The following is a 19182-nucleotide window of genomic DNA, read 5'->3' on the forward strand; positions in this document are numbered from 1 at the left end:
CTCCGCGAAAGTCTGCCAGCCGCCGGAGGCGAACGCACCGCGCCGCCCGCACCGCGCCGCCCGCGCCGCGCCGCCCGCACGGCTCTTCCGGGCGGCCCGCGACGGACTTGTGAACCGACTGCCAAAACCCCGCCGCTCCGTGTGAGGCGGCTTCATTCCGGCCGCCCCGGCCGGTGGGCCACAGTCATCGGCATCCACTTCTCGCCGGCCGCCGGCGCCGTCCGGGACCAGTGCCGGCCCCACCCCCCACGGAGTGCCGATGAAACTACGTACCCTGCTCACCACGGTGGCGGCGGGCGCCGCCCTGGCCGTGCCGACGGTGGCTGTCGTCCCCCCGGCGTCGGGGGCGCCGGCGGGATGCACCGCGTCCGACGCCGACATCTACGCCGCTCCGGGCGCGGTGTCCGGAGCCCCGGGCGAGCTGCTGGCCTGCCGTCCCACCACCCTGCCGGGCGTGCCGCACGGCATCAGGATGAAGGCGTGGAAGGTGCGGTACGCCTCGACCGACGTCAAGGGCGCGCGGATCGCGGTCTCGGGATTCGTGGCGGTGCCGGAGGCGCCGTGGACCAAGGGCGGCTCGCGGCCGGTGGTGGCGTTCAACCCGGGCACGTCGGGTTCGGGGCCGCAGTGCGCGCTGTCCAAGCAGATGTCCGGCCAGTACGTGGACCACTACGAGGGGCCGAACCTCGCCGAGTTCCTCAAGGCCGGATTCGCCGTCGCCGCCACCGACGGGGTGGGCTACCTGGACGGCCAGGTGCACACCTACATGGTGGGCGCCAACGCCGGGCACGCCCTGCTGGACGTCGCGCGGACCTCGCGCCGGATCCCCGGCGGCGACCTCAGGGCCGACGGCAAGGTCGGCATCGCGGGCTACTCCGAGGGCGGCGCCGCCTCGCTGTGGGGCGCCCAGCTCGCCGCGTCCTACGCGCCCGAGCTGAACGTGGCGGGCGCGGCGGCGGGCGGCGTGCCCGGCGATCTCAAGATCACCGCGAAGGCGCTCAACGGCGGCCTGTTCGCCGGGTTCCTGGCCGACGCCCTCGTCGGGCTGAACGCCGCGTACCCCGAGATGCCGTTCGACGAGCTGATGAACGACGCGGGCAGGAAGGCCATCCAGGACGTCAGGAACAACTGCCTCTTCGGGACCCTCGCGGCCTTCCTCGGGGCCAGGGTGGAGAACTTCTCCAAGGACAGGCTGACCCTGGAGCAGATCTACGCGCTCAGGGGCCCGGACGGCACCACCTGGGGGGAGATCGTCGACCGCCAGAAGCTCGGCGTGGACATCGGCACCCCGTCCTCCTCGGCCAAGTACAAGATCGGCTTCCCGGTGTTCCAGTACCGCGGCCTGCTGGAGGAGATCATCCCGCACGAGACCGAGGAGGCCACCCGCGCCGCCTACTGCGCGGCGGGCATCACCACCAGATGGACCGCCGCCTACCCGGCCGAGCACCTGACCACCGACTGGCTGGCGGCCGGTGACGTGACGAGGTTCCTGGGCGACCGCTTCGAGGGCAAGCCCGCCCAGGGCAACTGCTAGACGCCCCGGCCGCTCCGCGGCCGGCTCTCCGCCGCGCGCCCGGACGCCTCTGCCCGTTCCAGGAGCAGGGCGCGTTCGGGCGCGTTGCGCGTGAGCGCGGCGGCCCGCTCGAACTCGGTCCGCGCCTCGCCGAAGCGCCCCAGCTTGAAGAGCAGGTCGCCGCGCACGCTCGGGAGCAGGTGGTACCGCTTGAGCGAGGGCTCCCCGGCCAGCGCGTCCACGATGCCGAGCGCCTCGGCGGGACCGCGGGCCATGCCGACCGCCACCGCGCGGTTCAGCTCCACGACGGGGGACGGCGCGCGCTGGGCAAGGATCTCGTAGAGCGCCGCGATGCGCGCCCAGTCGGTCTCCTCGGCGTCGGCCGCCTGGGCGTGGCTGGCGGCGATCGCGGCCTGCAGCACGTACGGCCCGGGCGGGCCGCCCAGCTTCTCGGCGCGCAGCAGCGCCGCGAACCCCCGCCGGATGTGCAGCCGGTCCCACAGCGCGCGGTTCTGGTCGAGCAGCGGGACGGGTTCGCCGGACGGACCGGTGCGCGCCCGCGACCGCGACGCCTGGATCTCCATGAGCGCGACGAGGCCGTGGACCTCCGCCTCCTTCGGGGCCAGCCCGGCCAGGACACGGCCCAGGCGCAGCGCCTCCCGGCACAGGTCGGTGCGGACGAGGGCGTCGCCCGCGGTCGCCGCGTACCCCTCGTTGAAGATCAGGTAGATGACCTCCAGCACCGACGCCAGCCGCGCGGCGCGTTCCTCGCCCTCCGGCACCTCGAAGGGCACCCCGGCCTCGGCGAGGGTGCGCTTGGCCCGGACGACGCGCTGCGCGACGGTCGGCTCCGGGACCAGGAACGCCCGCGCGATCTCGTCGGTGGTCAGCCCGCCCAGCATGCGCAGGGTGAGCGCGACCCGGGCCGGGGTGGGCAGCACCGGATGGCAGGCGGTGAACACCAGGCGCAGGATGTCGTCCTCGATGGGATCGTCCAGGACGGCCTCGACGTCCGCGCCGTCCGCCCCGCTCTCCGGCCCGGTCTCCATCCGGTGCCCGATCTCTTCGAGCTTGCGTTCCAGCCGCTGGTCGCGGCGGATCCGGTCGACCGCGCGGCGCTTGCCCACGGCCATGAGCCAGGCTCCCGGGTTGTCCGGGACGCCTGACTCCGGCCACTGCTCCAGCGCGGCGACCAGCGCGTCCTGCGCCAGCTCCTCGGCCAGCCCGACGTCGCGCACCAGCCGGGCCAGCCCCGCGATGATGCGGGCGGCCTCCAGCCGCCAGACCGCGTCGATCCTGCGGTGGATCTCGCGGTTCGTCTCGGCAGTCGTCACGGCGACGATGAGACCACCGGGCGGGCCGTCCGCGCAAGGCGGACGGCCCGCCCGTCCGTGCTGGTCACCACCGTGCTGGTCACCACCGTGCCGGGCGCCACCGTGCCACGCGGGACGGCGCCGGGCTCGGGAGCCCGGTCAGGCGCCGGGGACGTCCTCCGGGCCGAAGACGCGCTGGATGGTGCCCGCGCCGTCGCCGACGATCGACCAGAACCGCTTGGACAGCTCGATCGCCTCCTCCTCCGTCCGGGTCTCGATCAGCGCGAAGCCGACCACGACCTCCTTGGCCTCGGTGTAGGGGCCGTCGGTCACGGTGACCTTGCCGCCGGACGAGGTGATGTGGACGGCCCGCGGGTCCAGCCCGCCGGTCGCCAGCAGGACGCCGGCCTTGCTCATCTCCTCGATGAACGCGCCCATCTCGGCGTGCAGCTTCTCGTCGGGGGCCGTCGTCTCCGAGCCGGTGTCGGTGGTCATCATCAGGAACTGCATGGTCGTCTCCTTGGCAGGCTCCGGGGCGGCCCTTGTCTCCACCCTCTCGCCGACGCGTCGAACGGGCCGGGGGCGGATCGACAACACCGGGAGAAGTTTTTCGGATTTCTTCCGAGTGTGCCGCAGCACGACCGGAGACGGCACCGGCCGGAGCCCGCGGACGCGGGTCCGGCCGGTGCCGTCATGCCTGCTCAGGCGCCTGGCCGGGCGCCCGGGCCGGCCTACTTCGCGGCGGCGGGGCGGAACGTGGCGACGATGACCCCCGAACCGAAGGTGACCGTCTCCGCGAGGTCGAACTTCGCCGCGAAGCCCTCCCTGGTGAGCAGATCGCCCGCGTCACCGGTGCCGACGATCACCGGGTGGATCCACAGCCGGAGCTCGTCCAGCAGGCCGTGCTCCACCAGCGTCCGGGACGCGGGGCCGAAGCCGTACTGCAGGATGTCCTGGCCCGGCTGCTCCTTGATCCGGCGGACCTCCTCGGCCACGTTCTCCCTGATGACGGTGGTCTCGCCCCACTCGCCCTTCTCCATCGTGGTGGAGAGCACGTACTTGGGAAGGGTGTTCATCCGGACGCCGAAGTCGCCGGTCTGCTCCTCCATGCTCGGCCAGGCCTGGGCGAAGCCCTCGTAGGTCACGCGGCCGGCGATCAGGGCGTCGCAGGAGAAGAGCAGGTCGCGGGCGTACTGCTGGGCCTCCGCGTCGAAGTAGTCGAACGTCCACTCGTGCGGGCGCTCGATGACGCCGTCCAGCGAGATGTAGGTCGAGTTGATGATCTTACGCATGGCTGCCTCCTGGGCGGTTCATCTCTCGGGTCGGGTGGTGGTCAGGCGGTGTACGGCACCCGGGCGCGGGCGTCCCGGAGGGCGTTCGCCCACCAGATCAGCTGGTCCAGGGTCGTCGTGACGGAGGTGTTGCACTCGGCGGCGGGCCGGGGCCAGGAGCCGTCGGGGGCGAAGTCCTCCCAGTAGCGGGGCAGGCTGAGGCCGTCCCGGATGGTGACCGCGTGCAGCTCGGCGAAGATCTGCCGGAGCTGCGCGGCGGCGTTCAGCCCGCCCGAGTCGCGGCCGTACGAGACGAGCGCGACCGGCTTGGCCTGCCACTCCTCGTAGAACCAGTCGATGGCGGTCTTGAGGGGGGCGGGGAAGCCGTGGTTGTACTCCGGGGTCACCACGGCGAAGGCGTCGGCCGCCGCCAGCCGCGGGGCCAGCCTCCGTACCGGCGCGGGCACGGGCTCGTCGTGGTCGGTCAGCGTCGCGGGGAGGCCGGTCTCGGCCAGGTCGACCATGTCCACGGTCACGTCCGGGCGCCTGCGGGCGCGGTCGGCGAACCAGCCGGCGACGGTGGGGCCGAAGCGCCCGTTGCGGGTGCTGCCGATGATGACCGCGATCCTGAGCATCCCCGCCTCCTCCGTGTCCTGTCCGGTGTGCCGTCCGGCTTGATGTCCTCACTGTGGCGGACGGGGCTTACGGGATCTTTACGGCCGTCCGACGGAAGGTTCACGGTCCCGTATGGTCGGTGGCCGCGGCTATCGTGCGGCCATGCGTTTCGGGGTGCTGGGGCCGCTTGCGGTGTGGACCGATGACGGCGCGGCGGTCCCGGTGCCGGGCCTGAAGGTGCGGGCGCTGCTGGCCGACCTGCTGCTGCACGAGGGCCGCCCGGTGCCCGCCGACCGCCTGATCGACGACCTGTGGGGCGACGACCTGCCCGGCAACCCGCCGGCCGCGCTGTCGGCCAAGGTCTCCCAGCTGCGCCGGGTCCTCGGGGACGCCGAGCCGGGTGCGCGCGGGCTGGTGGTGACGCGGCCCGCGGGTTACGTGCTGGACGTCGAGCCCGGCCGGATCGACGCGCACCGGTTCCGGAGCGCCGCCGCACGCGCCCGGGAGGCCGCCGGGCCCGAGGCCCGGGCCGCGCTGCTGGCCGAGGCGCTGGGGCTGTGGCGCGGCGGCGCGCTCGCCGACTTCGCCGACGAGCCGTTCAGCCGGGCTGCGATCGCCCGGCTGGAGGAGCTGCGGCTGACCACCCTGGAGGATCACGCCGAGGTCCGGCTGGAGCTGGGCGAGCACGGCGTCCTGGCCGGTGAGCTGGGCGACCTGCTGGCCGCGCACCCCCTGCGCGAACGGTTGCGCGCCGCGCACATGCGCGCCCTCTACCGGTCGGGGCGGCAGAGCGAGGCCCTGGAGAGCTACGAGGCGCTGCGCGTCCGGCTGGCCGATGAGCTGGGCCTGGACCCCGGCGCCGAGCTGACCGCCCTGCACCGCGCGATCCTCGTGCAGGCCCCCGAGCTGGCGGCGCGGCCCGTCCCGGCTCCGGCCGCGGACGAGGGCGCCCGCCCGCGCACCAACCTGCTCCCGCCCCCGTCGGACCTGATCGGCCGGGACGAGGCGCTGGCGTCGATCCGGGCGCGCCTCGCGTCGGACCGGCTGGTCACGCTGACCGGGCCGGGCGGCGTCGGCAAGACCCGGCTGGCCACGGAGGCGGGCCTGCGCGCGGCGGAGGCGCCGGGCGACGGCGTGTGGATGGTGGAGCTGGCCGCGTTCGAACGGTCCGCCACCGTCGACGAGCTGACCGACGGCGTCCTGGCCGTGCTGGACGTCCACGACGCCGCGTCCCTGGGCACGCCCGCCGAACGGCTCGCCGGGGCGCTCGCCGGGCGCCGGCCCCTGCTCGTCCTGGACAACTGCGAGCACGTCGTGGACCAGGCGGCGGAGCTGGCGCGGCTGCTGCTGGACGCGGCGACCGGGGTGCGCCTGCTGGCCACCAGCCGAGAGCCGCTCGGGCTGCCCGGCGAGGTGGTCTGGGCGGTCCCCCCGCTGGAGGTGCCGGGCCGCGCCGACGGCGCCGACCCCGCCGAGCTGGAACGGTCGAGCGCCGTCCGGCTGTTCGTGACGCGGGCCGCCGCGGCCGCCCGCGGCTTCCGGCTCGACGCCGACACCGCCCCCGCCGTGTCGGTGCTCTGCCGCCGGCTCGACGGCATCCCGCTCGCGCTGGAACTGGCCGCCACCCGCGTCCGGACGCTCGGCGTGCACGGCCTGGTGGCCCGCCTGGACGACCGCTTCCGCCTGCTGGCCACCGGCCACCGCGGCGCCCCGCCCCGCCAGCGCACCCTCATGGCGATGATCGAGTGGAGCTGGGACCTGCTGCCCGAGCCCGAGCGCGCCGTGCTGCGCCGGCTCGCCGTGCATGCCGACGGCTGCTCCCTGGAGGCCGCCGAGGCCGTGTGCGCGGGTGCGGACATCCCCGTTCCCGACGTCCTCGACCTGCTGGCCCGGCTGGTGGACCGGTCGCTGGTCGTCATGACCGACCACGCCGCCGGGCCCCGCTACCGGCTCCTGGAATCGGTCGACGCCTACTGCGCCGACCGGCTCGCCGAGGCCGGCGAGCACGACGAGGTCCTGGCCCGTCACCACCGCTACTACACCGACCTCGCCGTCCGCGCCGAACCGCACCTCTACGGGGCCGACCAGGACCGCTGGTTGCGCCTTCTCGACACCGAGGCCGCCAACCTGCGGGTCGCGCTGGGCGGCCCGGACGCCCTGCGGCTGGCGAACGCGCTCACCTGGTACTGGTTCCTGCGGGGGCGCCTGGCCGAGGCCCTGCGTTCGCTGGAGGCCGCGCTGGTGACCGGGGGCGACGCGGCCAGCCGTGCCAGGGCGACCGCCTGGCGAGCCGGGCTGGGCCTGCTGAACGGCGACGACACCGGCTGGCTCGCCCGCCGCGAGGAGGCCCTGGCCCTCCTCGGCGACTGCCCGGCACGCGACCGCGCGCGAGCCCAGTGGTTCCTGGCGTACGCGGGCAGCCAGCGCGGCGACGTGGCGGTCGGCGCCGAGCTGCTCGACGCGGCGCAGGAGACCTTCCGCGCGACGGGGGACCACTGGGGCGAGGCCGCCGTCCTGCTCCTGCGGGCCCAGTACGCCCACCACCGCGGCGAGCCCGCCGTCCTCGAACGCGAGGCCGGGCGCGCCGCCCGGCTCTTCGGCCGCGCCGGCGACCGCTGGGGCGGCCTGCACGCCACCGGATGGCTGTCGGCCGGCGCCGAGCTGGCCGGCGACTACGACCGGGCCCGCGCGCTCCAGCACGACGGCCTGCGCATGGCCGAGGAACTCCACCTGTGGCCCGAGGTCGCGTCCCGGAATGCCTGGCTCGGCTGGATCACCCTGCAGTCCGCCGAACCCGCCACCGCCCGCGCGTACTGCGAGCTGGTCCTGGCGTCGGGCGACCGGCAGTCGATGGTGCTCGCCGAACTTGTTCTCGGCTTCGCCGCCCGCTACGAGGGTGACGCCGACGAGGCGGAGATCCGCCTGAGGACGCTGCTCCTCGCGTCCGTCCCCCCGGACGGCGAGGCTCCGCCGCCGCTCTACCTCTCCCTGGTCTACATCGGCCTCGGGCACGCGGCCGAGCTGCGCGGCGACCTGGCGAACGCCGTGGACCTGCACCGCCGCGCCCTGACGCTCGCCGTCCGGATGGACGGCCCCCGCGACACGGCCTTCTCCCTGGAGGGCATGGCGTCCGCGCTCAGCCTGGCCGGCCGGGACGTGCCCGGTCACGCCGAGCAGGCCGCCCGTTTCCTGGGAGCCGCCACCGCCGTCCGCGCCGCGTCCGGCCTGTCCCCGGGCCCCGCCGAGCGCGGTGACATCGCCCGTACCGAGGCGAGGCTCCGCGACGCCCTCCCCGCCGCCGTCCTGGACGAACGGCGGGCCGAAGGCGACGCCCTCACCCCGTCCGCCTGCCTGGACCAGGCCCACACCCTGCACCTCTGAGCGGGCCGCGACGGGAGCCCCGCGGGCGGGACGGGCATGGAGAAGGGCCGGGCGCGGTGTGCGCCCGGCCCGTCCATCAGCCGGTGGCCCCGCCGGGCGGGGTCACCGGGTGGATCACTTGAAGGCCGGCATCAGCTCGTCGTGGATCAGGCGGAGCTGGGTGTCGACGTCGGCGACGCCCTCGACCTCGCGGCCGGTGAACGACTTCACCAGGCCGGCGTCGGTGATCGCGCAGATCATGTGGTTGACGCCGGTCGGAGCGATCTCCCGCTCGATCTTGGCCCGGACCTCGTCGGGGGTGCCGGCGAGGGAGAGCTTCTCGGTGATCTCGGGGGTGGTCAGCTCGATCGCCTTGGCCAGGTCGCCCGCACCGATGGCCTCGATGATGGGGACCATGTCCGCGGGGTCGACGCCGTTGCGCTCCAGCTGCTCGGACGGCATCGCCGAGGCGTACAGGCCGACCATGCTGCGGGCCGCCTCCTTGGCCGCGGCCGAGTCGGGGCCGACGGCGAAGACGACCCAGGCGCCGATGTCCAGCGTCGTGTGGTCCTTGCCGGCGCGCTCGGCGCCGATCCTGAAGTTCTCCACGGCGTACTCGTACGCCTCGCGCGAGTAGCTGAGCGCGTGGTGCACGCCGTCGGAGAGCTCACCGGCGGCCTGGAAGGACTTCGGCCCGCGCATCGCGCCGATCTTGACCGGCAGCCGCTCCTGCACCGGGCGGGCGAAGGTGAACAGGCCGTCGTAGGAGTAGAACTCGCCGTCGCGGGTGATGGTGCCCTCGTCGAGCAGGGTGCGGACGACCGCCACGGCCTCCTTCACCCGGGTGAGGGGCTTGGTCTTGGCCCAGTCGATCTTGTACTGGGCCAGTACGCCGAAGTTCCCGCTGCCCAGGACGACCTCGGCGCGACCGTTGGTCAGCTCGTCCAGCGTGGCGGCGGCCTGGGCGATCAGGGTCGGCTCGCGCAGGGTGACGGCCGACACGCTCGGGCCGAGGCGGATCTGCGAGGTCTGCGCGGCGGCGGCCGCGAACAGCAGCCACAGGTCCTTGTGCCACGGCTCGTCGGCCGCGTAGCACGCGTAGAACCCGAGCTCGTCGGCGAGCCTGATCGACGCCAGCGAGTCGGTGAGCGGGTAGTCGGGGAGCATGGCGTAGCTGAACTTCACGGAAGAACTTCTCCTTGTCGTGCTTCTTCGCACGGTTCGGGGGATGGGGAGAGCGGGGAGGTCGTGCCGGTCAGGGGGTCGGGTATCACCTCTTCTAGCCCTTGATCTCTGCCCACGCCTGGGACCAGCGTGAGTAGTCCACACAGGTGTTGCCGCGGTCGTCGCCGCAGTTGGTCACCGGGGTCTTCCAGAAGGCGATCTTCTTGTAGAAGGCCGCGTCGCCGACCTTGTACTCCGCGCAGAACCCCTTGGCGGTGTAGCGGCAGGCCTTGGGGTTGGCCGCGGCCTGGCCGAACCACTGGGCGACCTGGGCCTGCACCTTCGCGGTGGTGATCCAGTTCATCCAGCGGTACATGCAGTTGGGGTTCTTGGCGCGGGAGGAGATCATCCAGGTGTCCGACCAGCCCGTGGCGCCCTCGACCGGCAGGACCGTCTCCACCGGCGCCTTCTGGGCCTTGGCGAGGTTGGCGATCACCTGCCAGGTGGTGCCGGCGTGCGTGTCCTTGACCGTGAAGGCCTGGACGGAGTCGCCATAGGCGTGCCAGAACTGGCTGATATTGGGCCGCTGCTGCCTGAGCAGGTCCACGGCGGCCTCGAATTGGTCCTCGGAGAGCGCGTAGGGATCGGTGATTTTCAGGTCCGGTCGGTGCGTTTTGAGGTAGAGCGCCGCGTCGGCGATGTAAATGGGCGAGTCGTAGACGGTGATGTTGCCCGCCACTGGCGAGTTCTTCTCGAACACCACGTTCCACGACGTCGGCGGCTGCGGCACCTCCTCGCGGTTGTACATGAGGTAGTTGGCGCCATAGCCGTGCGGGACACCGTACATCTGGCCGTTGACCGAGTTGTACGGCTGCTCTTTCAGGTAGTCGGCGATGTCGGGGTAGTTGGTGAGGAGCGAGGTGTTGACGGGCGCCACGTCCCCGCCGTAGATCAGGCGGAGGCTGGCGTCGCCGGACGCCGACACCCCGTCGAACTTCCCGGTCTTCATCAGGGCGACCATGGAGTCCGAGGTGTCGGCGATCTTGGAGTTCACCTTGCAGCCGGTCGCCCGGGTGAACGGCGTGACCCAGTCGACGGTCTTGTCGGTGGTGCCGTTCTCGGCGTATCCGGCCCAGTTGATGAGGTTGAGCTGTCCCTCGGTGGCGCCGATCATCTGCTGCGCCGGCACCTGCGGCACGGAGGTGCGGGCGGCGGTGCCGGAGTCGCTGCAGCCGGCGGCGAGCGCCGCCGTGACCGCGGCCGCCGCCGCGATCACCGGCAGCCGCCCACGCCGGCGCGGGCCTCGCCCGCGTCCGCGCCCCCGGTAGTGGGAGGGCCGTACGCCGGACAGGCGGGCGCCGGGCGTGTACGGCCTTGGCTCATGCTGGCTCGGCTGACTCATGAAGATCACGCTCGCGGATTGTAGGGCCGTGACAACCGGTCATGCGTGGTGAACCGCAATGATTCAGATCTCTATCCACATCTCGCACATCCGATCACGCGGAACGGTACCCTCTCGTGCGATCAGTGGCCGTCGGCTAACGGAGAGCCTTGCAAGTGCGATCAAGGGACCGTCGAATGAAGTCACGCATCAGTCATCGGCGGCGCCGACCAGGGGCCGGACGGTTCAGGACGGTACGTTTCAAGGTCACGGCACTGGTGGCCGTGTCGCTGGTGTCGCTGAGCGTCCTGTGGGCGTTCGCCGCCAGCGTGACCCTCGGTGAGGGACTCAACCTGCGGAACGTGGAAACGGTCCAGGATCATTTCGAGTACCCTTCGGGAGCGCTCGGCAGCTCCCTTCAGGCCGAGCGCCGCCTCACCATGGTCTATCTCGGCAGTAAAGCCCCCACCGACGCCGCGGCGATGGAAGCCGGCCGGCTGGTCACCGACCGCCAGGCCGACCTGTTCCGCCGCCTGGCCGGTGACAAGGGCGCGCTCGACAGCGCCCCCGAACAGACCCGCCAGCTCGCCAAGGAGATCATCAATGGTCTGAACGGGCTGGTCGCCAAGCGCAACGCCATCGACATGGGCCGCACCCAGCGCGGCCAGGCGTTCACCGACTACACCAGCCTCATCGGCGGCATCGGCACCCTGCAGGGCACCCTGTCCACGCTGGGCAACGCCGAGGTCGCCAAGGACGCCCGTAACCAGGTCGCCCTCGCCCGCGCCCGGGAGGCGCTCTCCCAGGAGGACGCGCTCATGGCGGGCGTGCTGGCCACGGGCCGGTTCACGCGCGCCGAGCACAACGAGTTCGTCAAGCTGGTGGGCACGTACCGGTCGCTGTACGACATCGCCTCGCCCGAGCTGCGTCCCGTCGACCGGGCCTTCTTCCGCCGGGTGACCAGCACGCCGCAGTACGGCCGCCTCCGCACGATGGAGGACCGCTACGTCGCCAACCCGCGCATCGGCAGGAAGGACGCGCAGACCGTCCCCGTGCTGTGGAAGACCACCGTCGACTCCAACCTCACCCGCCTGCGCGGGCTGGAGCTCTCCCTGGTGGCCGCCGCGGAGCAGCGCGCCAAGCCCATCTCGGACGCCATCATCATGCGGGTCGTGCTGGCCGGCGTGCTGGGCCTGATCGCGGTCATCCTGTCGGTGGGCCTGGCGATCTGGGCCGCCCGCTCGGTCATCCGCGACCTGAACGGCCTCAAGCGCGAGGCGCTCGACCTGGCCAACAGCCGGCTGCCGGGCGTCATCCAGCGGCTGCGCCGCGGTGACGAGGTCGACGTCGTCGCCGAGGCGCCGCCGCTGTCCTTCGGCACCCGGGAGATCGACCAGGTCGGCCAGGCGTTCAACGCCGCCCGCCGGACCGCGATCCAGGGCGCGGTCGAGGAGGCCGGGCTGCGCCGCGGCATCAGCGAGGTCTTCGTCAACCTGGCCCGCCGCAGCCAGACGCTGCTGCACCGCCAGCTCAACCTGCTGGACTCCATGGAACGCCGGATCACCGAGCCGGACGACCTGGAGGACCTGTTCCGCATCGACCACCTCGCGACCCGCATGCGCCGGCACGCGGAAGGTCTGATCATCCTCTCCGGCCAGGCGCCGGGCCGAGGCTGGCGCAACCCCGTCGCGGTCATCGACGTGGCCCGCGCCGCCGCCTCCGAGGTCGAGGACTACACCCGGGTGACGGTGGCGCCGATGCCCAAGGCCGCGATCTCCGGGGTGGCCGTCGCCGACGTCATCCACCTGCTCGCCGAGCTGATCGAGAACGCGACCTCGTTCTCCCCGCCGCACACCAGCGTCCAGGTGACCGGTCAGGCGGTGGCGCGCGGCTTCACGCTGGAGATCGAGGACCGCGGGCTGAGCATGGACGAGGAGAGCCTGGCGGCGGCCAACGCCCGGCTGGCCGAGCCGCCCGAGTTCGACCTGTCCGACAGCGCCCAGCTCGGCCTGTTCGTGGTCGGCCGGCTGGCCCAGCGGCACCGGATCAAGGTCACCCTGCGGACCTCGCCGTTCGGCGGGATGAGCGCGGTGGTGCTGATCCCCGAGGACATCGTCGTGCACGGCGACGGCGAGGCCTACGACGAGGCGCAGCTGGCGCTCACCCGCCGCAGCGAGGACGCTCTGCTCCCGGTCGGCGTCGTCCGCGGCGGCGGCCAGGGCGGCCGGCCCGCGCTCCCCGCGGGGGCGGGCGGCCCGGTGCTGCGCCTGCACTCCAACGACAACGAACCGGAGATGCCGCAAGGCGCGCGGCATCGCAGAGCACAGGGGGAGCCGCCGCAGCCCATGCCCGAACCACCCGCTCCCACTCCGCCCACCCCACCCACTCCTCCGCCCCCGTCCGCGGTCCCTCCGCCCGGGGCCGAGCCCCCGGCGGCGTCCCGGCCCTACGTCCAGGAACTCCGTCCGGAACGGCGGCAGAACAGCGGCGGTGCCACCGGCCCGCTGCGCCGCCCGCCGGGCGGCGGCTCCCGGGGCGGCGGGGGCGGTGGCCCGCGCGGCGGCCGTCCCGACCTGCCCAAGCGGGTCCGGCAGGCCAACCTGGCCCCGCAGCTGCGCGAGGAGGCGACCGGCGAGAACGGCGTCCAGGCCGAGCCGGCGTCGCCCCCGAGGGCCGAACGCTCGCCCGAGGAACTGCGGTCGATGATGTCCTCCATCCAGCGGGGCACGCGCCGCGGCCGCACCGAGTCGACCGTCGAGTTCGACGAGGGGTCGTGAGCGGTTGATGAACGGCCCCGGAAACGAATGGCTCGACGACGAGGCCGGCCCCCTCGTCCGCTCGTACGCGCTGACGCGGGGCCGGGCCCGGCCCCGCACCCGCGGTGAGGGCTTCGAGATGATCGCCATCATCGCCACGGTGGCGACCCCGTCCGCCGCCACGCCCGAGATCGGCCCCGAGCATCTGGCCATCGTGGACCTGTGCACGCGTCCCCACTCCGTGGCGGAGGTCTCCGCCCGGCTGGGGCTGCCGCTCGTGGTGGTCCGGGTGCTCCTCGGCGATCTGCTCGCCCACCGGCTCATCGCGGTCCGGCGCCCGCAACAGGAGAGCCAGACCGTGACCGAACATCTGCTCAGGGAAGTGCTCCATGGACTCGAGGCGCTCTGACGCCACGCCCCCCTACGGCGGGGGTGCCGGGGGGTCGTCCTCCCAGAACGACGCCGCGATGCCACTCGCGGTCAAGATCCTCGTGGCGGGGGGCTTCGGGGTCGGCAAGACCACCTTCGTCGGCGCGGTGAGCGAGATCAAGCCGCTGCAGACCGAGGAGGTCCTCACCGAGCAGAGCGTCGGGGTGGACGACACCTCCGGCGTGGACCGCAAGACGACCACCACGGTCGCCATGGACTTCGGCCGGATCACCATCCGCGACGGGCTGATCCTCTACCTGTTCGGCACGCCCGGGCAGGACCGCTTCTGGTTCATGTGGGACGAGCTGTCGCACGGCGCGCTGGGTGCGATCATCCTGGCCGACACCCGCCGGCTGGCCGACTGCTTCCCGGCCGTCGACTACTTCGAGAACCGCGGGCTGCCGTTCATCATGGGAGTCAACTGCTTCGACGACGGATACGACTACGCCGGCGACGAGATCCGGGAGGCGCTGGACCTCAGCGACGACACCCCGGTGGTGATGTGCGACGCGCGCAGCCGCGACTCCGCCAAGAGCGTGCTGACGACCCTGGTGAAGTACCTGCTCACGGTGAACGGCGAGGGCCGCCGCTCGCAGCGGGCCAGCCAGTACACCTGACCGGTACACCTGGTCCGGGCGGCTCCGGGCCCCGCCTCCGAGGGCGGGGCCCGGGACGCTCGCGGTCAGCCGTCGAGGGCCCAGTCGTCGGATTCGGCCTCGGAGTCTGCCTCGGCCTCGGGCTCCACTTCGGAGTCGGCTTCGGAGTCGGGCTCGGCCTCGGGCTTGACCTCGGTGTCCTCGGCCGGCGGCGGGGCGGCGCTTCCGGCCAGCCGGCCGTCGATGGCCCTCAGCAGCGCGTGGTCCGGGGGCGACTCCCGGCACAGCGCGTCCCGCAGGTCCCGCAGCTCGTCGTGGGTCATGGCGTGCAGCGGCTTGGAGATCCAGCTGGGAGGCGCGACCGGCGCGTACGGCAAGCCGTTCATCGCGGCCTCGCCGCCGGCCGCGCGGTCTTCCCGGGCTTCCCCGCCTTCCCCGTCACCTTCCGGGCCAGTACGACCAGCCGTTGCCGGTCCGACCCCTTGGGGTGGCAGGTGATCAGGGTGAGGACGCTGCTCCTGGCCTTCCGGCTCCAGTGGAACGGGACCGGCGCGAGGACCCTGGTGTTGGTGCCGGCGATGACGCGCTTGGCGTAGACGCGGTAGACGTACGTCCGCCCACCGCTGCGGAGCGTGATCCGGTCGCCCCGGCGCATCAGGCCGAGGTCGTGGAACGGGGCGAGGTGGGTCGTGCGGTGGCCCAGGATGACCGAGTTGCCGACCTGGCCGGGCGCAGCCGTACGCGGGTAGTGGCCGAGGCCGCGGGCCAGGACGCGCTGGGACACCCCTTCGTGGACCGGGCGGCGCAGGTTCAGCCGCGGGATGGAGATCCGCGCGATCCGTTCACCTTTCCGGGGCCGGGCCGCACCGGACGGTGCCAGGGGGGCGGTGGGCGAGGCCGCCCGCGCGGACGCGGGAGGGAGCGCCGCCGATAGGGGTGCCGTGGCCGGTGCCGGCACCCGGGAGGGAGCCGATCCCGGCGCGGCTCCGGCCGGAGCCTGGAACGGGGCCGCGGCCGTCGCCAAGAGGGTGACGATGACGACTGGTGAACGCATGTGCTCTGGGGTTCCTCTGTCGGCCCTGATGGGCGGCGGGGGCGGCCCGCCTGGCAAGGCGCACCGCCCCCGCCGTCGCCGGAAGGCTTCTCGGGGTGGGCCGGGCGGCCGTGGAACGGTCGGTGCCGGCCGCCCGAGGGTGGCGCGGGCTCCGCCGCGGTGACGCCGCGGAGCCCGCGCCGGGACGGATCAGCGGCCCGTCTGGGTGCCGCGCTCGCCGATCGGGAGCCCCCTGGTCAGGGACGGGCCGCCGGCGGCGTGGTGCGCCATGGGGAAGGCGTCCCCGATGCCGCGCGCGAACCCCTGGGCCCCCGGCAGGCCGGAGGCGGTGGGCAGGCCCTGGTAGCCCGGCAGGGCCGTGGTGCCCGGGACGTCCACGGAGCCGGCCGGGTGCGCGGCCCGGCCCGGGTTCTGGACGACGCCCGGGCGGTCCTCCGGGTAGGCGAGCCGCTTGGTGGACGGCAGGTGCCGCCCGGTCTTGATGCCGCCGATCGAGCCGCCCAGCTCGCCGATCGGCCGCTTGGACGTGACACGGCCGTGACCGTGGCCATGGCCGTGGCCGTGGCCGTGGCCGCGACCGTGGCCGTGGCCCTTCTTGGCGACGCCGCCGGCCTTGCAGTTCGCGTGCTTGCAGGACTCGCCGGGCTTGTGGCTCACCTTGGCGTGGGTCTGGCAGCTCTTCGAGGCGACGCCGTTGATGGTGCCGTCGTTGCCGCAGACGTCGACCGGCGCGTTGACCGGGGCGTCGACCTGGTTGCCTCCGGCGACGCTGCTGTTGCCCGAGGTCTTGTCGGTGCCGGTGACCGGAGTGTTGCTGTTCGCGTTCGGCGAGTTCCGGGTGGTGACCGGCTTGTCATTGGTCGTGACCGGCTTGTTGTTGGTCGTGACCGGAGCGCTGTTGGTCGTGACCGGCTTGTTGTTGGTCGTGACCGGAGCCTTGGCCGGGGTGCCGGCCTGGTTGGTCGTGGCGGTGCCGCCGGCGTTCGGCGGCGTGCTGGGGTCCGGGTTCGGGTTGGTGGGCGGGTTGCTCGGCGAGGTGCTCGGGCGGCAGTTGCCGTTGGCGACGCCGCCCACCGTCACGTTGTTACCGCACACGTTGACCGGCGCGTTGACGGGCACGTCGACCTGGTTGCCGCCGCCGACGCTGCTGTTGCCCGAGGTCTTGTCGTTGCCGGTGCCGTTGCCGTTGCCGTTGCCCGGGTTGGTGACGCTGGCGCCCCCCTTGCAGTTGCCCTTGGCGACGCCGAGGGCCGCGACGTTGTTGCCGCAGACGTTGATCGGCGCGTTGACCGGGACGTCGATCTGGTTGCCGCCCGCGACGCTGCTCTTGCCCGAGGTGGTGTCGTTGCCGTTGCCGGTTCCCCGGTTGGTGACGCTCGCGCCGCCCTGGCACATGGAGTTGGTCGCTCCGAGGACGGCGACGTTGTTGCCGCAGGCGTTGATCGGCGCCGTGATCGGGATGTTGATCTGGTTGCCGCCGAGGACGCTGCTGTTGCCGTTGGTGTTGTCGGCGAGGGCGCTGCCGGAGGCCAGCCCCGCCCCCGTCATGGCGATGCCCGCCGCCACCAGAGCGGCGCGGCTGATGTTCTTCGTCCAGTCCCGCATTTCTGCTCCCATTCGGGTGTAGTGGATTTCTTGGACGGGCAATGGCTGGTAGCGCATTGCCGGGAGAAAAGTCTGGGTGATGTTGTGCGTGCCGCCCGCGCGCCGCGTGCCGCATCCCTTCACGACCATCGGGCCCCGTACCGGTTCTGGTGCGTTGCCGTCGTGTTCCGATGGACCGGAATGTCCGTACGGGCGGCGGGACGAATGCGGCCGGGCGCCGTTCTCAGTCGGGAACGACGATGGGGCCGGCGGGCGAGGATTGGTCCTGGAGCGGCGCCTCCGGGGGTGTCCGCACACTCTCGGCGGCGGCCGGGGCGGTGTACGCGAAGGAGGCAGGAGCGGCGGCCATGGGGCCGGGGCCGTGGCCGTTGCCCGTCTGCGGGAGCGCGCCGTGCGGCTCGTCCTGGCGGGGGGCCAGGAAGGGCCCCGGCGCCGCGGGCGAGCCGGTCCCGGACGCGCAGGCCCGGCATCGGCGGTCCGCCGCGTCCTTGAGGCGGGGGCCGGGCGACATGGCCGCGCGCCCATGACCGAGGTCGTACCGCTGGGCGCTCGGGACGGCCTGCCCGGTGCCGTTCCCGGCACGCAGCGCGGCGGCCCGCTCGGCGGCCTTGCCGGCCTTGCGGGCGGTGTGGCGGTCGGTGGCTCGCGGGGCGAGCCGGAACGGGCCCTCGAACGCGTGTGCTTCTCGCGGGGCGGCCTTCTCGGCGAACGCGGCCTTCCCCACCAGTGCGGCCTTCTCGACCAGCGCCGTCTTCTCCACCAGTGCCGTCTTCTCGACCATCGTGGTCCCGGCCCGCCGCGCGCCGTGCGCCGCGGGCCTCAGCGCCGCGCCGGCGCGCTCGGCGACGTCCGAGGCCAGGCCGGTGACCGGCGAGGGCTCGGCGCGGAGCGGCCGGGCGAGGGGCGTGGCGTGGGGGAGCGCCTGGCGTGCCGTCCCGGTGACCTGCCCGGCCGGTCGCCCAGGACGTCCAAGAGCTTCAGAACGTTCAGGACGCTCCGGTGACCGGGGGAGGGCCTTGGCGAGAGGCCCGTCGAGAGACCTGTCGAGCGGCCTGTTGAGAGACGCGTGGAGGGGCCTGCCAAGGGTGCGGTCGACGGCCTGGCCCAGCGTGCCCGCGACGCGGCCGGCGTGTCCCGCCGTGCGCGTGGACGGCCGCGACGGTGCGGCGGCCGGGGCGTTGGCCGGTGCGGCGGCCGGGGCGGTCGTTCGGGTCCCGCCCGCGTCGCCCTGGGCGCCGGCCGGGACCTCCGCCTTGGACGGCCCGGCCAGCGTGGAGAGGACGACCCACCCCGCGACCGCCAGCCCGGCGACGGCGGCCACCCGGAGCAGTCCTCGAACGCGGGCGCGCGGATGCCGATCCGGAGCCCGATGGGCCCCGTCCTGGATCGGTACCGGCTGCATTCGCGGATCCCCTCGCTTTGGTGACTCTGAGTGACGATAACAGCGCCGTGGGTGAGGTGGCCCCATTGGTCGCCGGATGGCGTGTCCCCGGCGCGTCGTTCGAGAGAAACCCGAGGTGATCATCCGGAAGTGGGCGGCGGGAATGATCCGCCGTGCCGCTCTGAGATCATCCTGGGCCGCTTCCATTGTCGTTACCGAGCGTTATGGAGAAGCGTTTACTTGAACATGCGGGATGTTGGTAAAGCGGAATGACCGGATCCGGGGGTTTCGGAAAAGCTGTCGCCAGCGCGGGGCAACGTCTGTTTAAAGGTCGTTCGTTCCGGTTGATTTCGCTGGGATGGTTGCGGTGCGATCAGTTCCGCACGGAACCACACCCCATGAATGGAGATTTCATGCTCAAGCGACTGGTCATCAGCGGTCTCGTCGGCACCGCCGGTTTCATGGCCTTCGCCGCGTCCCCCGCGCACGCTGATGGGCCGGACATCACCAACAACAACCAGCTGGTGAACGTCCAGACGTGCCGTGGCATCGACGTCGCGGGCATCGGCGCGGCCGTGCACAACCTGCTCGGGATCAACAACGAGTCGGGCGACTGCTACAGCGGCTCCGTCGTCAAGAAGGGCCACCACCGCCACAGCTGAGCTGCGCGGTCGAGGGCCGTGGCACCCGGAGCACCCCGGGGGCCACGGCCCTCTCGCATGTGGCGGCGAGGCGCCCGGGGCC

16 protein-coding genes are annotated in these 19182 nt (G+C 73.1%); 6 read left to right on the plus strand and 10 right to left on the minus strand.

All coding sequences use genetic code 11. From position 1 onward, the window contains the following. Positions 1-259 precede the first annotated feature (259 nt). The gene (locus IW256_RS38240; protein ID WP_197015585.1) at positions 260-1534 is read left to right on the plus strand and encodes a lipase family protein; all 1275 of its coding nucleotides are present in this window, start codon (positions 260-262) and stop codon (positions 1532-1534) included. Here IW256_RS38240 and IW256_RS38245 read toward each other — a convergent pair. The 4 genes from IW256_RS38245 to IW256_RS38260 form a co-directional block, all read right to left on the minus strand. After that, the gene (locus IW256_RS38245) at positions 1531-2847 is read right to left on the minus strand and encodes an RNA polymerase sigma factor (protein ID WP_307829339.1); all 1317 of its coding nucleotides are present in this window, start codon (positions 2845-2847) and stop codon (positions 1531-1533) included. The genes IW256_RS38240 and IW256_RS38245 overlap by 4 nt on opposite strands. Positions 2848-2985: 138 nt before the next feature. Next, positions 2986-3336, minus strand: a complete 351-nt coding sequence (locus tag IW256_RS38250; protein WP_197015586.1) for a YciI family protein — start codon at positions 3334-3336, stop codon at positions 2986-2988. Positions 3337-3557: 221 nt separating this feature from the next. Further along, on the minus strand, positions 3558-4118 hold the full coding sequence (locus IW256_RS38255) for a dihydrofolate reductase family protein (protein ID WP_197015587.1): 561 nt from the start codon (positions 4116-4118) through the stop codon (positions 3558-3560). Positions 4119-4159: 41 nt separating this feature from the next. Then, positions 4160-4732, minus strand: a complete 573-nt coding sequence (locus tag IW256_RS38260; protein ID WP_197015588.1) for an NADPH-dependent FMN reductase — start codon at positions 4730-4732, stop codon at positions 4160-4162. A 142-nt stretch (positions 4733-4874) separates the two neighbouring features. Between IW256_RS38260 and IW256_RS38265 the strand changes: the two genes are divergently transcribed. After that, entirely contained in the window at positions 4875-8093 is a 3219-nt protein-coding gene (locus tag IW256_RS38265; RefSeq protein ID WP_197015589.1) for an AfsR/SARP family transcriptional regulator, read from the plus strand. A 114-nt stretch (positions 8094-8207) separates the two neighbouring features. Here IW256_RS38265 and IW256_RS38270 read toward each other — a convergent pair whose 3' ends face one another. Continuing rightward, on the minus strand, positions 8208-9257 hold the full coding sequence (locus IW256_RS38270; protein ID WP_197015590.1) for an LLM class flavin-dependent oxidoreductase: 1050 nt from the start codon (positions 9255-9257) through the stop codon (positions 8208-8210). Positions 9258-9351: 94 nt separating this feature from the next. Next, positions 9352-10638 carry an ABC transporter substrate-binding protein gene (locus IW256_RS38275; protein WP_197016791.1) on the minus strand — a complete coding sequence of 429 codons (1287 nt, stop codon included), beginning with the start codon at positions 10636-10638 and terminating at the stop codon, positions 9352-9354. Positions 10639-10895: 257 nt separating this feature from the next. On the opposite strand from IW256_RS38275, the gene IW256_RS38280 reads away from it, so the two are divergent. Genes IW256_RS38280 through IW256_RS38290 form a run of 3 tightly spaced genes read left to right on the plus strand, consistent with a single transcriptional unit; the run spans position 10896 to position 14419 of the window. Next, the gene (locus IW256_RS38280; RefSeq protein WP_197015591.1) at positions 10896-13394 is read left to right on the plus strand and encodes a sensor histidine kinase; all 2499 of its coding nucleotides are present in this window, start codon (positions 10896-10898) and stop codon (positions 13392-13394) included. A 7-nt stretch (positions 13395-13401) separates the two neighbouring features. Continuing rightward, positions 13402-13782: a DUF742 domain-containing protein gene (locus IW256_RS38285; RefSeq protein ID WP_197015592.1), complete on the plus strand. Its 381-nt coding sequence runs from the start codon at positions 13402-13404 to the stop codon at positions 13780-13782. Positions 13783-13840: 58 nt separating this feature from the next. Continuing rightward, the gene (locus tag IW256_RS38290) at positions 13841-14419 is read left to right on the plus strand and encodes a GTP-binding protein (protein WP_231404097.1); all 579 of its coding nucleotides are present in this window, start codon (positions 13841-13843) and stop codon (positions 14417-14419) included. Positions 14420-14484: 65 nt separating this feature from the next. Here IW256_RS38290 and IW256_RS38295 read toward each other — a convergent pair whose 3' ends face one another. From IW256_RS38295 to IW256_RS38310, 4 genes are all read right to left on the minus strand, one after another. Continuing rightward, positions 14485-14784 carry a hypothetical protein gene (locus IW256_RS38295; protein WP_197015594.1) on the minus strand — a complete coding sequence of 100 codons (300 nt, stop codon included), beginning with the start codon at positions 14782-14784 and terminating at the stop codon, positions 14485-14487. Continuing rightward, positions 14781-15452 carry a class E sortase gene (locus IW256_RS38300; RefSeq protein ID WP_197015595.1) on the minus strand — a complete coding sequence of 224 codons (672 nt, stop codon included), beginning with the start codon at positions 15450-15452 and terminating at the stop codon, positions 14781-14783. Before IW256_RS38300 ends, IW256_RS38295 begins: the two co-directional genes overlap by 4 nt. 189 nt (positions 15453-15641) lie before the next feature. Next, positions 15642-17057, minus strand: a complete 1416-nt coding sequence (locus IW256_RS38305) for a chaplin family protein (protein WP_197015596.1) — start codon at positions 17055-17057, stop codon at positions 15642-15644. A gap of 223 nt (positions 17058-17280) precedes the next feature. Continuing rightward, positions 17281-18378, minus strand: a complete 1098-nt coding sequence (locus tag IW256_RS38310; protein WP_197015597.1) for a hypothetical protein — start codon at positions 18376-18378, stop codon at positions 17281-17283. Positions 18379-18851: 473 nt separating this feature from the next. Between IW256_RS38310 and IW256_RS38315 the strand changes: the two genes are divergently transcribed. Next, on the plus strand, positions 18852-19100 hold the full coding sequence (locus tag IW256_RS38315) for a hypothetical protein (RefSeq protein ID WP_197015598.1): 249 nt from the start codon (positions 18852-18854) through the stop codon (positions 19098-19100). Positions 19101-19182 lie beyond the last annotated feature (82 nt).

Source organism: Actinomadura viridis (assembly GCF_015751755.1).
Taxonomy (GTDB): domain Bacteria; phylum Actinomycetota; class Actinomycetes; order Streptosporangiales; family Streptosporangiaceae; genus Spirillospora; species Spirillospora viridis.

What these genes read in the sequence shown, in the direction of transcription:
- IW256_RS38240 (WP_197015585.1), top strand. Translation starts at nt 260, where the DNA reads ATGAAACTACGTACCCTGCTCACCACGGTGGCGGCGGGCGCCGCCCTG.
- IW256_RS38250 (WP_197015586.1), bottom strand. Translation starts at nt 3,336, where the DNA reads ATGCAGTTCCTGATGATGACCACCGACACCGGCTCGGAGACGACGGCC.
- IW256_RS38255 (WP_197015587.1), bottom strand. Translation starts at nt 4,118, where the DNA reads ATGCGTAAGATCATCAACTCGACCTACATCTCGCTGGACGGCGTCATC.
- IW256_RS38260 (WP_197015588.1), bottom strand. Translation starts at nt 4,732, where the DNA reads ATGCTCAGGATCGCGGTCATCATCGGCAGCACCCGCAACGGGCGCTTC.
- IW256_RS38265 (WP_197015589.1), top strand. Translation starts at nt 4,875, where the DNA reads ATGCGTTTCGGGGTGCTGGGGCCGCTTGCGGTGTGGACCGATGACGGC.
- IW256_RS38275 (WP_197016791.1), bottom strand. Translation starts at nt 10,638, where the DNA reads ATGAGTCAGCCGAGCCAGCATGAGCCAAGGCCGTACACGCCCGGCGCC.
- IW256_RS38285 (WP_197015592.1), top strand. Translation starts at nt 13,402, where the DNA reads ATGAACGGCCCCGGAAACGAATGGCTCGACGACGAGGCCGGCCCCCTC.
- IW256_RS38290 (WP_231404097.1), top strand. Translation starts at nt 13,841, where the DNA reads ATGCCACTCGCGGTCAAGATCCTCGTGGCGGGGGGCTTCGGGGTCGGC.
- IW256_RS38295 (WP_197015594.1), bottom strand. Translation starts at nt 14,784, where the DNA reads ATGAACGGCTTGCCGTACGCGCCGGTCGCGCCTCCCAGCTGGATCTCC.
- IW256_RS38300 (WP_197015595.1), bottom strand. Translation starts at nt 15,452, where the DNA reads ATGCGTTCACCAGTCGTCATCGTCACCCTCTTGGCGACGGCCGCGGCC.
- IW256_RS38305 (WP_197015596.1), bottom strand. Translation starts at nt 17,057, where the DNA reads ATGCGGGACTGGACGAAGAACATCAGCCGCGCCGCTCTGGTGGCGGCG.
- IW256_RS38315 (WP_197015598.1), top strand. Translation starts at nt 18,852, where the DNA reads ATGCTCAAGCGACTGGTCATCAGCGGTCTCGTCGGCACCGCCGGTTTC.